The organism is Marinomonas sp. ABL3_031, from assembly GCF_056161265.1.
In genome coordinates, this window is sequence record NZ_JBSWYU010000004.1 from 49,525 (window position 1) to 63,631 (window position 14,107).

The following is a 14,107-nucleotide window of genomic DNA, read 5'->3' on the forward strand; positions in this document are numbered from 1 at the left end:
TTTGAATATTAATGTTCAAAAAACAAAACAACAAATAAGTCGCTCGTTAAAGTGACTACGAACTCAAAGAGAATGCATCATGGCCCACTATATTCTTGCTATTGACCAAGGTACGACAAGTTCACGCGCTATTATATTCGATGAAAGCGGAAACCGCATCGCTCAGTCGCAGCAAGAGTTCCCGCAAATCTTTCCCAATGACGGCTGGGTAGAGCATAACCCCGATGACATTTGGTCTTCGACATTGTCAGTGTGCCAAACTGTGCTTAATGAAAGCGCTATTTCAGCTCAAGATATTATCAGCGTAGGTATTACCAACCAACGCGAAACCACCCTATTGTGGGATATCAAAACAGGCAAGCCAGTTTACAATGCGATTGTGTGGCAAGATCGTCGCACCAGTGCTTATTGTCAATCTTTGGTAGAACAGGGTTGGGCGCAAAAGGTACAAGACAAAACGGGCTTATTGATCGACTCTTATTTTTCAGCCACCAAAATCCGTTGGATATTGGAAAATGTGGAAGGGGCTAAGCAGAAGGCACAAGCGGGTGAATTGGCTTTCGGTACAGTGGACAGTTATTTATTGTGGCAGCTAACCAAAGGACAATCTCATAAAACGGATGCGACTAATGCTGCGCGAACCATGGCGTTTAATATTCATCAACAAGAGTGGGATCAAGAATTAATTGAGCTGTTTGAAATTGGCGATGTGTTGTTTCCTGAAGTCATGGATTGCAGCGCTGATTTTGGTGTGATTGATGCGTCTTGGCTTGGTGCTGAGATTCCAGTAAATGGTATCGCCGGGGATCAGCAAGCGGCTTTAGTGGGACAAGCTTGTTTTGTACCCGGTATGGTGAAAAGCACTTATGGAACGGGTTGCTTTATGATTTTGAACACAGGGGACAAAGCATTACAGTCAGAGAATAAATTGCTGACCACAGTGGGTTATCGTCTCGATGGAAAAGTGACCTATGCGTTAGAGGGCAGCATCTTTGTTGCTGGTGCGGCAATTCAATGGCTGCGTGATGGCCTTAAACTCTTCGGCGATGCCAAAGAGACGCAAGGTTTGGCGCAAAAAGCCTTGAATGCCGACTCGGTTTATCTGGTGCCTGCTTTTACTGGGCTGGGTGCGCCTTATTGGGATCCAGATGCCCGTGGCGCTATGATTGGTTTGACTCGCGATACCAGTGTTGAAGACATTGTTAGCGCAGGCTTGCGCTCGGTTTGTTACCAGACACGAGATCTTGTTGAGGCCATGGCACAAGATGGCGCGAAGTTTCGCACCTTGCGCGTCGACGGCGGTATGGTTGTGAACGACATTATGGTGCAGTTTTTGAGCGATTTGTTAGAGGTTAAAGTTGAACGACCCAAAGTGACGGAAACAACGGCTCTTGGGGTGGCTTTCTTAGCAGGTCTTAAAGTGGGAATGTATCATTCCTTAGAGGATATTGCGGACTTATGGGTGGCTGATAAACTTTTTCAACCGAAAATGGATAAAGTCTCTAGTAATGCACTTTACTCGGGGTGGCAGAAAGCGGTTGACCGAACTCGTACTAATTCATAGTAAAGATTTACGTTTTGCTACACGAGTTGACTTGTGCCAATTTATAATTCTGGCTAATTTAAATGTATCGTAAGTACAAATGAAGGTTGGAGTGATGTCAAAGCAGTTTGCTGAAGTGCAACAGGATGATTTTATGAAGTTCGGCGGGGAACGTCCTAGCTACTTGTTAATTGAAGATGCACTTATGGAGTTAGGTGGTCACGGAGTGGCAGGAAATAACTTTAAAAATGAGATGGTCAAACTTGCTGGTTGGACGGGTGGCGCGTTAACGACTTATGCGCAGCGTGCCGAAGTGGCGAAAAATGCGTTCAATCGTATCCGTGTTATTTTACCTACGGTGAAAACCCCTGAAGAACTGAAAAAGAAACTGCAAGTCGCTGCGGCACAGTAATTTGATTCACTAAAAAAGGGGCTTTGCTGGAAACAGCAGAGCCTCTTTTTTGTTTGTTAGCGACATTATTCCGCGTCTGCCACTTGGCGAATCTTGTATTCTTCGTCCAAAATGCGGCCAATCACATTATCACCAACTAAATGATGTGCATAATGCATGTGTAAACAACGTACTTGATCCCAATTCGCAATGCCGCCGATTCCCAATTTTTCGAATAGTGGCTTGAACCCCTTCTCTTCGATGATGCTCTTGTGCTCATCGCTCATTACTTGCCAGCGTTTATTCACATAATCTTGATGTGATGCATGATGTGCTTGGCGTAATTCTGGGTCTTCTTTGATGCGTTGTTCTAATGTTTTTACTACCCCTTGGCTTTCGATCTTAGCCAGCGCCTTGTCGATGGCTTTGCTAGATAACCAGTACAAGGTTGGAAAAGGTTGGTCAAATACCCAAGTTTCCATCTCTAATACTTGTGGCGTACCTTTGGGTGAATAGTGCGCGATAGCATTAATGCCACTAGGAGTACGACCAAGTTGTGCGGTGATGATTTCAAGATCACCTTGGGAAAGGGTTGCTGTCATAATGAGATTCGTTTTGAAAAGTATTTGTTGTGAAAATGAAAGTCTAATTTTAGACGGTAAATGCAGGGAAGCTAGCGGCAAATTTCTGAATCCATTCGGCAGCGGCTTCATTGTAGTTTAGGCGTCGACCTTGGCTCTTGGCTTGACGTCGATAATGTTCAATCTGAGAAAGCTGTTCTATCATACGTACACAATAACATTCTTCTTTGGTGGGGAACTCTATGGCGATGCGGTATTCCTCTCCCTCTTTGCTGCACGACGCAATGCGCCCAGAGACACAAAAGTTCGGGTCAATTTCTTCAAGCGTTATTTGTACTGAGCAACCATTTGTAAATGGGTTATGACTCAAGTAAGTGATACCGACAAAACCATTGCGATTTTCGCAAATCGCTGGAAAAGGCTGATCTTCAATTAGGGTAATGTCTAAAGGAAGTTCTCTCGGATGTGCTACAAATTCCATCACAAAAAAAGCCAGTTTTTCATTCAGATATTCAAGTTAACGGCCATAATGGCTGAGTATTTAAAAAGAATGCGAATTGTACGCTTTTTGTCCGGCCTGTACAGATGGATTTAAACATGCGTATATCTATAATCATAACTTCTACTTATATACGGATTAACTACTCGTTCATTGTCGATCCTACCCTATTTATTTGCGGATATGAACCTAGTTTTGCGTCATAAGTTGCTGGCATAAAAAACCTAACTCTTTTAGTGCAATATCTGTGTTGTAGTCCCAATTTAGAGCATAATTTAAGCGAAAATGATGTATGTATTGACCGCTTAGACTGAATGCTAAGCCAGGTAAGATGCCAATATTTTTTGCTAAGGCTTGGGTGTGTAACTGCATGCTGTCAATTTGTTTGGGCAATGTGACCCATAATAAAAAGCCTCCTCTGGGAGAAGAGGTACTTGTGTCTTTGGGAAAATGTTCGGCAATGAGTGTCTGACAACGCGTTAAGTTCTCTTGATAAGTCGCACGGGTTTTACGTAAGTGGCGATCATAGGCACCATTTTCCAAGAAATTAGCAATCGCTGTTTGTGTTAAGGTTGGGATGGCTAAAGATTGCACATAGGCTAAATGTTCTATTTGAGCTTGGAAACGACCTCCTATGACCCAACCAATACGAAAGCCAGGCGCGATGCTTTTCGAAAACGAACTGGTATAAATCACACGTTCATAAATATCATCAGCCTTGAGAGAGCGTTCTCGTTTATCTTGATAACTGAGTTCCCCATATACATCGTCTTCGATGATGATGAAATCCAGTTTTTCTGACAAATTAATTAATGTTTTCCGGGCTTGTTGGTTCAGGGTCGCACCTGTTGGATTTTGATTGTTCGGTGTGACCACGCAAGCTTTGATATCGTATTGTTTTTGCGTTTCTGTCAATTTGTCTAAATCAATGCCACTCAGTTCATGACAAGGAATTTCTATGGCGTTGAGCTTAAGGACTTCTATTGCTTGCAGCACGCCGTGGTAGGCAGGACTTTCAATGACAATGGTATCGCCTGCTTGGGTGACGGCCTGCAAAGCTAGCATTAGGGCATTTTGACAGCCTAGAGTGATGGTGATGTCGTTAGGTTGCAACTGGCAGCCACTGTCGAGCATGCGAATGGCAATTTGTCTGCGCAGGCTTAATGACCCAGGTGTGAATTCATAAGCCGCACAGATTTCCGGTTCGAGGCGCATTAAACGGCCAACAGATCGTTGCAATTGCCGTATGGGTAAGAAATGGCTTTTGGGAATGGCTGCGCCAAATTGGGTGATATTTTCATCCTGAGAGACATGCAATAGCTTATTCAACAAAGCCTGTATGGATTCTTCCGTCTGCTGCAGAGGTGAAGCCAAAGCTTGATCTGGTTTTAGGCTGGTTTCTTGGACGAAGTAGCCTTTTTGAGGTCGAGCTTTAATGACACCGCGATCTTCCAGCAAGCTATAAGCTTGTAAAACCGTGGCGACACTGACTTCAAGTTGTTTACTGGATTTACGAACCGACGGAATCTTAACACCAGGCAAAAAAATCCCTTCGAGGACTTGTTGCTCTATTTGGTTAGCAATCTTTTCGTAAAGAGGAAGGTCCATAATGGCAAGTAATTATTTGACTATGATTAAAAGAGATTAAATCTAACAGATCATTAAGATGAAGGAAATTAAAGACAATTTTTCGGACTCTTGTACCCAAAAAAGCCATTAATTGTCATGTGTATGTTGTTAAAGCCAGTAAAGAAAGTGTTATGATTTTGAATATTCGGTCAAACTTTTTCCTTCGAATTCGAAAAATGCCATTAAAAAGATGATTTAGAGGACAATTATGTCGTTATCCGTGATACAAAGAATTTTACTTGGATTTGGTGTGTTGTTGTTACTCTTATTGATGATAGCCGCGTCAGGTTTTGTTGGTACCAACAAAGTGGAAGACAGATTAAATGTGGTGACAGGTAAAGTTGCGAGTATCACTAATAATAGTAATAAATTGAAGGATGACTTGGCGTTATCCAATGCAACGGTCTTGCAGTATTTGCTAAGCAAATCGCCTGATGCGTTAACGCTTTTGTCTCAGCGTTTTGAAGCTTTGCAAGCTGATTATCAGCAAATAACCAAGGATTTGGCGGCAGAACTTGATGGTTCACCGGTTATGCAAGAAGCTCTTGATACCATCACCTTACAAGTAAATGCTTTCTTGCAGAACACAGATATTGCTTTTTCTAATCACAAGCGCATGTTGGATCTTCAAGCCGCTATTCCTGATGAAAAACTCGATTTAAAAGACGCTGTGAATTTTACGTCTGAAGATTTAGCCTTCCTACAAGAAGATGGTGATACTTCTGAAGTCAAATTTGCTGCTTCTTATATGGTCAGCCAGGCGCAAAGCCTGCAAGTGTCAATAAACGATTATTTTGATCTGCGCGACCTTGTTAGCATGCAAGGCTTGCGTGAAGACATGAACAAGGTGATTTCCAGTCTGCGTGAAAAACAATCCTATTTAAATGACGATAACATCAACGGCTTGTTGGATGAAATTGAAAAGAGTGTGCAATCGGAAGATGGGGTGATTAACAAGTACTTTGAAAACACCCGTCTAACTCAGGAATCTGAACAATTGGCGAAGCAATTGTCTGATGGCATGAAGGTCATAGAAGAAGCTGTTGCGGTTCTATTAGATGAAACAGCCTCTATGGCGGCCGCAGCGAAACAAGAGGCCAATAGTACAGCCAGTGTATCGCGTATGATTATAGTGATTGTATTTGTTATCTCTATCGCTATTGCTGTGCTAGTGGCTTTGTGGGTCAGTCGAAGTATACGTTCGCCATTGAAAGAGGTAATGCGAGTCTTGGGTTTAATTTCCGAAGGTGATTTCACTCAACGTAGCCGAGTACAAACCAAAGATGAGTTCGGTGAACTGTCTTTGTGGGTAAATGGTTTAGTGGAAAGATTGCAAAAAGTGATGGTGGAGATTGATCAATCTTCGTCAGAGGTAGCAGAATCGGCCAGCCGTAATGTTCATATCGCTGGTGAGTCTAAGCGTTTAATGGGAGCGCAAAATGAGCGCACGACGGAAGTCGCTTCATCCATGTCTGAAATGGCCTCGACAGTTGAGCAAGTGGCGAAGAGCTCTGAATTCATCTTGCATCAAATCCAATCCGTTGACCAAAGAGCGGGGCAGAATCGTTCACAGATGGACGCGAATATTCGTAAGGTTGAGCAGCTTTTGGCGCAAATTGAAGACTCCACTGGTGTGGTCAATCAGTTAAATGAATACTCGAAAAACATCGACAGTATTTTGGATGTTATCCAAGACATTGCGGAACAAACCAACTTATTGGCATTAAATGCAGCGATTGAAGCGGCACGAGCGGGTGAGCAGGGACGAGGGTTTGCTGTGGTGGCTGACGAGGTTCGAACACTGGCAACCCGAACCCAAAATTCTACAGAAGAAATTCAACATGTAATTGGCCAGTTACAGCAAGGTGTTAAAAAGGCCGTTAGCAGTATGGAAGAAAGTCGTGAAAATGCGACTTCCAGTGTGGAAGAATCACGTTCTGTGGGCGCTTCTTTGTCGGAATTGCAAAAAAATATGGCAGAAATTCGTGACCTGAGTACACAAATTGCCACAGCGGCGGAGCAGCAATCCGCTGTTGCTCATGAAATCAGTGATAATGTTATTGAGATTTCTAGCATGTCGGAAGAAGCTTCTCAAGGAGCTGAAAACAGCGCTCGAGACAGTGAAGGTTTGGCCTCATTAGCGACGCGACAAAAAGAATTGCTCGGTCAATTTAAAATTGTATGATGGTGTTTTGCAGAGAGGTTGCGTTACTATAGCGCAACCTAACTCACTGGAGATAAATAGAATGTCGATTCTTGTTGGTGATATGTTGCCTTATGGCACATTTCAGGTGATGGGAGAAGAAGGTCCTGAGACGGTTGATGTAACCGAATTCTTTGCAGAAAAAACGGTTCTTATGTTTGCTGTTCCGGGGGCTTTTACACCGACTTGCAGCGCCAGCCACCTACCAGGTTTTGTTGTTCATTATGATGCTTTAAAAGAAAAAGGCATCGATGAAGTGGTCTGCTTGTCCGTGAATGATGTGTTTGTGATGCATGCTTGGGGGCAAGCAAATAATGCTGAGAACCTTGTAATGGCCGCGGATGGTTTGGCTGAATTTACTTGTGCTATGGGCTTAGAGTTGGATATTTCGGCGGCAAAAATGGGTATACGTAGTCGTCGTTATGCCATGTTAGTTCGTAATGGTATAGTACAAGAGTTATGGCTTGACGAACCTGGTGAATACAAAGTTAGCTCTGCTGAATACGTGTTAAGCCAGATGCAGTAAGGGATTTGCCTTTTTTAAAAAAGTCGCTTGTTGCGGCTTTTTTTATGGCTGATTATGGTAAATAAAAAACGTTATCTCAAAATGTAATACCCTTTTGGCTAAATTGAAATAGCCAAATACCTCTCGTAAATCAATACTCTCTCATATAAAAATGAAATCAGAGACATCGTATCTCATTTGTTACTGTTAATAAGAATAGAGAGTTGTAACATGATTATAGATTGCCATGGTCACTATACGACAACGCCGCCAGGTGTTGGCGAATACCGAGACATTCAAAAACAACAAGTTGCTAAAGATCCTTCATTTGTTGGCGAGAAAGGCAAGGTTGTCGTCTCAGATGATGAAATTCGTGAGAGCATCATCAATAACCAGTTACGACTTCAACAAGAACGCGGCACCGATCTGACGATTTTTTCTCCGCGTGCTAGCTGGATGGGACATCATATTGGTAATGAATACACTAGCCAATACTGGACAGAACACCAAAACGACTTGATTCGTCGTGTTTGCGATTTATTTCCTGACAATTTTGCGCCAGTTGCGCAACTTCCACAATCCCCTGGTGTTGACCCAGCTAAGTCGGTTCCTGAAATTATCCGTACAGTAGAAGAAATGGGTTTTATTGGTATTAATTTAAATCCTGATCCAAGCGGCGGTCATTGGCAAGATGCGTCCCTTGCGGATCGTTGTTTCTATCCTATCTATGAAAAAATGTGTGAGTACGACATTCCTGCAATGGTGCATGTTTCTGCGGCCTGTAATGATTGTTTCCATACAACAGGGTCACACTACTTGGGCGCCGATACTACGGGTTTCCAACAATTGATGATGTCGGATGTGTTCAAAGACTTTCCTGACTTGAAGATCATTATTCCCCACGGTGGTGGTGCAGTGCCTTATCATTGGGGACGTTTCCGTGGTTTGGCTCAGGATAAAGGGTTTGATTTGGCTGAGCGTGTGTTGAATAACATTTACTTTGATACTTGTGTTTATCATCAGCGTGGTATTGATTTACTGTTGGATATTATCCCAACTAAGAACATCTTATTTGCTTCTGAGATGATTGGTGCTGTTCGTGGTATCGACCCAGAAACGGGTCATTATTTTGATGATACTAAGCGCTATATTGATAACAATACGGCGCTGAGCCCATTACAAAAACAAGAAATTTTCGAAGGCAATGCGCGTCGCGTGTTCAGCCGTCTGAAAGCATAAGGGGTTAATCATGCGAGAAAATATCGTAGTTCAACATATTGAGCGTGCCGATCAAGCCGTGATTGATGGCTTGGCAGAATGCGGCGTTGCGACTATTCATGAGTCACAAGGTCGAGTTGGCCTGTTGGCTCACTACATGCGTCCGATTCAGATGGATAAAACCATTGCGGGTTCTGCTATTACCATTTCTGGTGCAGCGGGTGATAACTGGATGATGCATGTCGCTATAGAACAGTGTCAGGCGGGTGATGTTATGGTTTTTGCACCCACATCACCTTCTAATCATGGTTTCTTTGGTGACCTTTTAGCTACCTCGGCACAGGCTCGCGGAGTAGTTGGTTTGGTCATTGATGGCGGCGTACGTGATACGCGAGATTTACGTCAAATGGACTTTCCCGTTTGGTCAAAAGCCATTTTCTCTGAAGGCACTATTAAAGAAACCCTAGGTTCAGTCAATGTGTCGATTGTTTGCGCGGATGAAACCGTGCACGCAGGAGACGTGATCGTCGCGGATGATGATGGAGTTGTCGTGGTTCGTCGTGAAAAAGCGGCAGAAGTTTTGGAGCTGGCGCGCGCTCGAATGGCCAATGAAGAAGCCAAACGAGTACGTATGGCAAATGGTGAGCTGGGTTTAGATATTTACAATATGCGCCCTCGATTGAAAGAGAAAGGGCTTAAGTATGTCTAGTCAAGGTATGGCTTGCATGTGGATGCGAGGCGGTACCTCTAAGGGGGCATATTTTCTCGCTACAGACCTGCCCAGTGACTTAGCTGAGAGAGATGCGCTCTTATTGCGTTTGATGGGGTCTCCCGATGACAGGCAAATTGATGGCATTGGCGGTGCTGACCCTCTGGCTTCTAAAGTTGCGATTGTGAAAAAAGCTCAGCGCGATGATGCGGATGTGGAATACTTGTTTTTGCAAGTCTTTGTTGATCAAGCCGTAGTGACTGATGCACAAAATTGCGGCAATATTTTGGCCGGTGTTGGACCTTTTGCCATTGAACGTGGCTTAGTGAAAGCTCAAGAGGGTGAAACCTCAGTACGTATTTTCATGGAAAATACACAACAAGTGGCAGTTGCTCGCGTGCAAGTAAAAGAGGGACAAGTGCAGTACGAAGGGGATGCTCGTATCGATGGGGTTCCTGGTTATTCAGCGCCTGTGCCTATTGTCTTTCAAGACACTGCTGGTTCCACTTGTGGTGCTTTATTGCCAACTGGCAATGTGGTCGATGAAGTAGATGGCGTATCAGTAACTTGCATCGATAACGGTATGCCAGTGGTGGTGTTAAAAGCCGCTGACATGGGGATTCAAGGTACGGAATCCAGAGAAGAGCTGGAAGCCAACGAGGCATTAAAAGCTAAGCTGGAATCCATTCGCTTGCAGCTTGGTCCGCGTATGAATTTAGGCGACGTGAAAGACAAGTCGGTTCCCAAAATGACCATGGTCAGTAAGCCAATGCATGGCGGTGCTATTTCAACGCGAACCTTTATTCCTCATCGTTGTCATGCGTCGATTGGCGTTTTGGGAGCCGTTAGTGTGGCCACGGCAGCTATTTTGCCCGGTTCTCCAGCAAATGAAGTGGCGCATTACACTGACGGTGAGCAATTGTCCCTAGACGTTGAGCATCCGATTGGTGCCATGACAGTGATTTTAGATAAAAACGCCCAAGGGGAGTTGCAGACGGCGGCGATTTTACGTACTGCCAGAAAACTCTTTGATGGTCAGGTGTTTGCTCACGCTAATAACAAGTCTGCCTAAAAGGCTGGGTCTTGAAAATGAGCAAGACAAATTATTGAACAAGTACAATAAGGCAACTGAATTATGATGGACAAAGATTATCTTCCATTTCATCCAAACCCAAGCAAGCCCAAATACCAAGCGCCTGCTGGAGCGGTAGATGCGCACTGTCATGTGTTCGGCCCAGCCGAGAAATTTCCTTATCATCCAAAACGTAAATACACACCTTGTGATGCATCAAAAGACCAATTGTTTGCCTTACGCGATCATCTTGGTTTCTCACGCAATGTGATTGTACAGGCATCTTGCCATAGTACCGATAATTCCGCTTTGTTGGATGCTTTGGATACGGCGGGAGAGTTGGCACGAGGCGTTGCTTTTGTTGACGATTCAATCACTCACGAAGAACTGGAAAAAATGCACGCAGCGGGAGTGCGAGGGGTACGTTTTAATTTTGTTAAACGCTTAGTGGATAGTACTCCTCGGGAAGTATTCTTTTCCATCGCTGATAAAATACGTTCATTCGGTTGGCACATTGTGGTGTATTTCGAAGCGCCTGATCTTGAAGATTTGATTCCGTTTTTAAAAGCGCTCAATACCACGATTGTGGTCGATCATATGGGACGCCCTGATGTCGAGAAAGGGGTAGATCATCCTGACTTCCAACGTTTTATTGATTTCATGGCGGACAACGAAAATGTATGGTGTAAGGTCAGCTGTCCAGAGCGTTTGACCTTGCAAGCACCGGATTATAGCGATGTGGTGCCTTTTGCTCATCGTTTAGTCGAAACCTTTCCTGAGCGTGTATTGTGGGGAACGGATTGGCCACATCCTAATATGAAAACACACGTTCCAGACGATGGTCTTCTAGTGGATGTGATTCCTCAGATCGCACCTACAAAAGAGTTGCAACAAGCTTTGCTGGTTGATAATCCAATGCGCTTGTATTGGCAAGACTAAGCAAATATAAGCGTAACAAGAATAAAGAGAGGCTGACTATGGCAGCAAATGACACGCAAGAAATCCCAGGTACGTATCTGTTTGACGGTAAGATGGCAAAGAAAGGCTATGGGTTGAACAAAATGTGTTACTCGTTTAATGAGCAATCGGCCCGTGACGAGTTCAATAAAGACCCAGATGCTTATTGTGCCAAATTTGGCTTAACAGAAGCACAGATTAAAGCCATTCATGAGCGAGACATCATTGGACTCTTACAGCAAGGTGGCAGTATTTATTATGTGGCTAAGTTTGCCGGTCTGCTAAAACTTAACATGCAAGATATTGGTGCCATTCAAACGGGAATGAGTGTTGATGAATTCAAAGCCATGTTGGTGAAACGTGGTTCAGGAGAAGCATAATGGCGAATATTATTGGTGCAGTAACAACCTCTCATATTCCTGCGATTGCCAATGCAATGGCAAATAAAGCGGAAGAAACACCTTATTGGAAGCCTTTCTTTGATGGTTATCCACCCGTGCGTAAGTGGCTAAATGAGAAAAAGCCTGATGTGATTGTACTTTTCTATAATGATCACGGTTTGGAGTTTTTTATTGATAAAAAGCCTACCTTTGCGATTGGCGTGGCGGATGAATACCACAATTCAGATGAAGGCTGGGGTATAGCGACCATTCCTCCAGTAACGGGGGAGTCTGAGTTGTCTTGGCATATCGCCAATAGTCTAGTGGAAGATGGTTTTGATATGACTATTTGTCAAGAAATGAAGGTTGATCACGGTCTAACTGTGCCTCTTAGTTTGATGTGGCCAGGTAATGAATATGGTCATGTGAAAGTGATTCCGGTTTGTATCAATTGTGAGCAACACCCAATGCCACAACCTAAGCGTTGTTATGCTTTAGGACAAGCAATTGGTAAGGCCATTGAGTCTTTTGATTCGGATATGAAGGTCGCTATTTTTGGCACGGGTGGTTTATCTCATCAATTAGATGGTGAGGCGGCTGGTACCTTGAATAGAGAGTTTGATATTGAGTGTATGGATAAGCTTGTGGATACGCCTGAAGAGCTGACCACATATTCTAATCTCGATTTGGTTAAAATTGGTGGTGCGCAGACCGTTGAACTCAATATGTGGATTGCGATGCGTGGCGTATTAAGAGGAAAAGTGACCGAATTGCATCGAAATTATCATGCACCTATTTCCAATACTGGGGCAGGGGTATTATTGCTTGAGCACGAGATGCCAAGCACATAAAAAGTGTGATTCGCTTTCAAAGTTAACACACCATCACAACATTAGTGTGATGGTGTTTTTCGTTTAGTCTGGCTAATTTAGTTTTTGTTTCCATCAAGTAGTTTATTCACTGTTCCTGCTACGTGTTCTGCTCCTGCTAGGATTTCTTGGATAATGCCCGCCGCCTCTTCCACCAGTTGTGCGCTCTCTCCTGAACGTTCACTAACTTTACTCATACTGGCTTTGGCTTGACGAGTTAAGTCGCTGTTCTGCGCGACCATAGTTTCGATTTCTACTGTAGAGGTACTAGTGCTTGCCGCTAAGGTGCGAACTTCATCGGCAACCACCGCAAAGCCTCGGCCATGTTCGCCAGCGCGAGCAGCCTCAATCGCAGCGTTTAGAGCCAATAGGTTGGTTTGATCTGCAATGGAACCAATGGTGTTAACTATCTTAGTGATTTCCTCGGATTGATGGCTCAGGCTTTCGATCAGTTTTGTTGAAGCATCAATATCACTAACTATCTGGTTCGAGGCTTCCACTGTGCGTTGTAAAATATGTGCACCATTTTCTGATACTTGTGCGGTTTCTACTGAGGTAGAATGCGCTACTTCGGCAGCATGTTGAATCGCCAATTGTTGGTTAATTTGATCTGTAATGTTAGCAGCGACTTTTAATACCTTGATGACCTTACCATTGTCATCAAAAATAGGATTATAAGTCGCTTCTAACCAAATTGTTTCACCTTGTTTATTGACGCGCTCAAAGCGACCGCATTTGAAATCGCCACTGGCCAATTCTTGCCAGAAGTTTGGGTGTTGCTGATAAAACTCTTCTTTACAGAATTGTTTGTGGTGTGTGCCCTCAATGTCTGTGACGGCATTGATCCCCATGGTTTTTAAAAAGTTATCATTGGCAGTAATGATGGTCCCGTCGGGTTCAAATTCAATTGTTGCATTGGAACGGTCAATGGCATTGTATACAGCTTTATGGCTGTCGGCTTCATGTTTTGCTGCGGTAATATCGGAGGCAATTTTAACCACTTTCACGATTTTGCCATCTTGTTCGATGGGAAAGTATGTCGCCTCAATCCAAAGGTCGTCACCGTTTTTTTTACGGCGGAGAAAGGTGCCTTGTTGGCATTTTCCGGAGGCAAGTTGTGGCCAGAAGTTCTGATACTCAACACTGTTTGCCACCTCTTCAGGACAAAAAATCTTATGCTTTTGTCCTTTGACTTCTTCCAGATTATAACCGACCGCATTAAGGAAGTGTTGGTTGGCTTCGATAATCGTACCGTCAGGAAAAAAACTGATGGTGGCGCAGAATTTGTTCATTGCTGAAATAAAGGCCACATTCTCAGAGAATGCATCTTTCTCTGCCGATAACTTTTCATTTTTGGCTTTGCTAAAGAACATAATAATCCTTACTACCGAATCCGTTACACGAATGTTCTAAAAAATAGAAATATTTGCATGAAGTTTTCACTACATGTTTGTCAGTTTATTCCTACATATTGAAAAAAACTATAAATTTTCAGAATTAAAATTTATATGATGTTCGCGTACTAAAATCGTAAGGGAATGAAATGCTAGG

Annotated in this window: 14 protein-coding genes and 1 pseudogene; 10 read left to right on the top strand and 5 right to left on the bottom strand. The window is 43.5% G+C overall.

Annotated elements, in window-relative coordinates; genetic code table 11:
- The first annotated feature begins 79 nt into the window (after positions 1-79).
- Both glpK and ACXAH2_RS06325 read left to right on the top strand, forming a co-directional pair.
- Positions 80-1,564, top strand: coding sequence for a glycerol kinase GlpK (glpK, locus tag ACXAH2_RS06320; protein WP_475077329.1), 1,485 nt, complete (start codon positions 80-82; stop codon positions 1,562-1,564).
- A 94-nt stretch (positions 1,565-1,658) separates the two neighbouring features.
- Entirely contained in the window at positions 1,659-1,955 is a 297-nt protein-coding gene (locus ACXAH2_RS06325; protein ID WP_475077330.1) for a hypothetical protein, read from the top strand.
- A 65-nt stretch (positions 1,956-2,020) separates the two neighbouring features.
- On the opposite strand, the gene ACXAH2_RS06330 is transcribed toward ACXAH2_RS06325, so the two are convergent.
- The 3 genes from ACXAH2_RS06330 to ACXAH2_RS06340 all read right to left on the bottom strand — a co-directional run bounded on the left by ACXAH2_RS06330 (position 2,021) and on the right by ACXAH2_RS06340 (position 4,622).
- The gene (locus tag ACXAH2_RS06330; RefSeq protein WP_475077331.1) at positions 2,021-2,536 is read right to left on the bottom strand and encodes a DUF501 domain-containing protein; all 516 of its coding nucleotides are present in this window, start codon (positions 2,534-2,536) and stop codon (positions 2,021-2,023) included.
- A gap of 49 nt (positions 2,537-2,585) precedes the next feature.
- Positions 2,586-2,996, bottom strand: coding sequence for an energy transducer TonB (locus tag ACXAH2_RS06335; RefSeq protein WP_475077545.1), 411 nt, complete (start codon positions 2,994-2,996; stop codon positions 2,586-2,588).
- 207 nt (positions 2,997-3,203) lie between these two features.
- Complete coding sequence (locus ACXAH2_RS06340; RefSeq protein ID WP_475077332.1) at positions 3,204-4,622, bottom strand: aminotransferase-like domain-containing protein; 1,419 nt, start codon at positions 4,620-4,622, stop codon at positions 3,204-3,206.
- Between the two features lie 229 nt (positions 4,623-4,851).
- Here ACXAH2_RS06340 and ACXAH2_RS06345 point away from each other — a divergent pair, with 229 nt between their 5' ends.
- The 8 genes from ACXAH2_RS06345 to ACXAH2_RS06380 all read left to right on the top strand — a co-directional run bounded on the left by ACXAH2_RS06345 (position 4,852) and on the right by ACXAH2_RS06380 (position 12,538).
- On the top strand, positions 4,852-6,828 hold the full coding sequence (locus tag ACXAH2_RS06345; RefSeq protein WP_475077333.1) for a methyl-accepting chemotaxis protein: 1,977 nt from the start codon (positions 4,852-4,854) through the stop codon (positions 6,826-6,828).
- Positions 6,829-6,889: 61 nt separating this feature from the next.
- On the top strand, positions 6,890-7,372 hold the full coding sequence (locus tag ACXAH2_RS06350; protein WP_475077334.1) for a redoxin family protein: 483 nt from the start codon (positions 6,890-6,892) through the stop codon (positions 7,370-7,372).
- A 210-nt stretch (positions 7,373-7,582) separates the two neighbouring features.
- Positions 7,583-8,590 (top strand): amidohydrolase family protein, encoded by a 1,008-nt coding sequence (locus ACXAH2_RS06355; RefSeq protein ID WP_475077335.1) that lies wholly within the window; start codon positions 7,583-7,585, stop codon positions 8,588-8,590.
- Between the two features lie 10 nt (positions 8,591-8,600).
- On the top strand, positions 8,601-9,278 hold the full coding sequence (locus ACXAH2_RS06360) for a 4-carboxy-4-hydroxy-2-oxoadipate aldolase/oxaloacetate decarboxylase (RefSeq protein WP_353666366.1): 678 nt from the start codon (positions 8,601-8,603) through the stop codon (positions 9,276-9,278).
- Positions 9,271-10,350, top strand: coding sequence for a 4-oxalomesaconate tautomerase (locus ACXAH2_RS06365; protein ID WP_475077336.1), 1,080 nt, complete (start codon positions 9,271-9,273; stop codon positions 10,348-10,350). The genes ACXAH2_RS06360 and ACXAH2_RS06365 overlap by 8 nt, the downstream gene beginning before the upstream one ends.
- Before the next feature lie 63 nt (positions 10,351-10,413).
- Positions 10,414-11,289, top strand: coding sequence for an amidohydrolase family protein (locus tag ACXAH2_RS06370; RefSeq protein ID WP_475077337.1), 876 nt, complete (start codon positions 10,414-10,416; stop codon positions 11,287-11,289).
- 38 nt (positions 11,290-11,327) lie between these two features.
- On the top strand, positions 11,328-11,687 hold the full coding sequence (locus tag ACXAH2_RS06375; RefSeq protein ID WP_475077338.1) for a protocatechuate 4,5-dioxygenase subunit alpha: 360 nt from the start codon (positions 11,328-11,330) through the stop codon (positions 11,685-11,687).
- Positions 11,687-12,538, top strand: a complete 852-nt coding sequence (locus tag ACXAH2_RS06380) for a class III extradiol dioxygenase family protein (protein WP_475077339.1) — start codon at positions 11,687-11,689, stop codon at positions 12,536-12,538. The genes ACXAH2_RS06375 and ACXAH2_RS06380 overlap by 1 nt, the downstream gene beginning before the upstream one ends.
- Positions 12,539-12,615: 77 nt before the next feature.
- Here ACXAH2_RS06380 and ACXAH2_RS06385 read toward each other — a convergent pair whose 3' ends face one another.
- Both ACXAH2_RS06385 and ACXAH2_RS06390 read right to left on the bottom strand, forming a co-directional pair.
- Entirely contained in the window at positions 12,616-13,056 is a 441-nt protein-coding gene (locus ACXAH2_RS06385; protein WP_475077546.1) for a methyl-accepting chemotaxis protein, read from the bottom strand.
- 105 nt (positions 13,057-13,161) lie between these two features.
- A pseudogene (locus tag ACXAH2_RS06390) lies at positions 13,162-13,929 on the bottom strand (PAS domain-containing protein); the annotation flags it as partial.
- Positions 13,930-14,107: the final 178 nt, after the last annotated feature.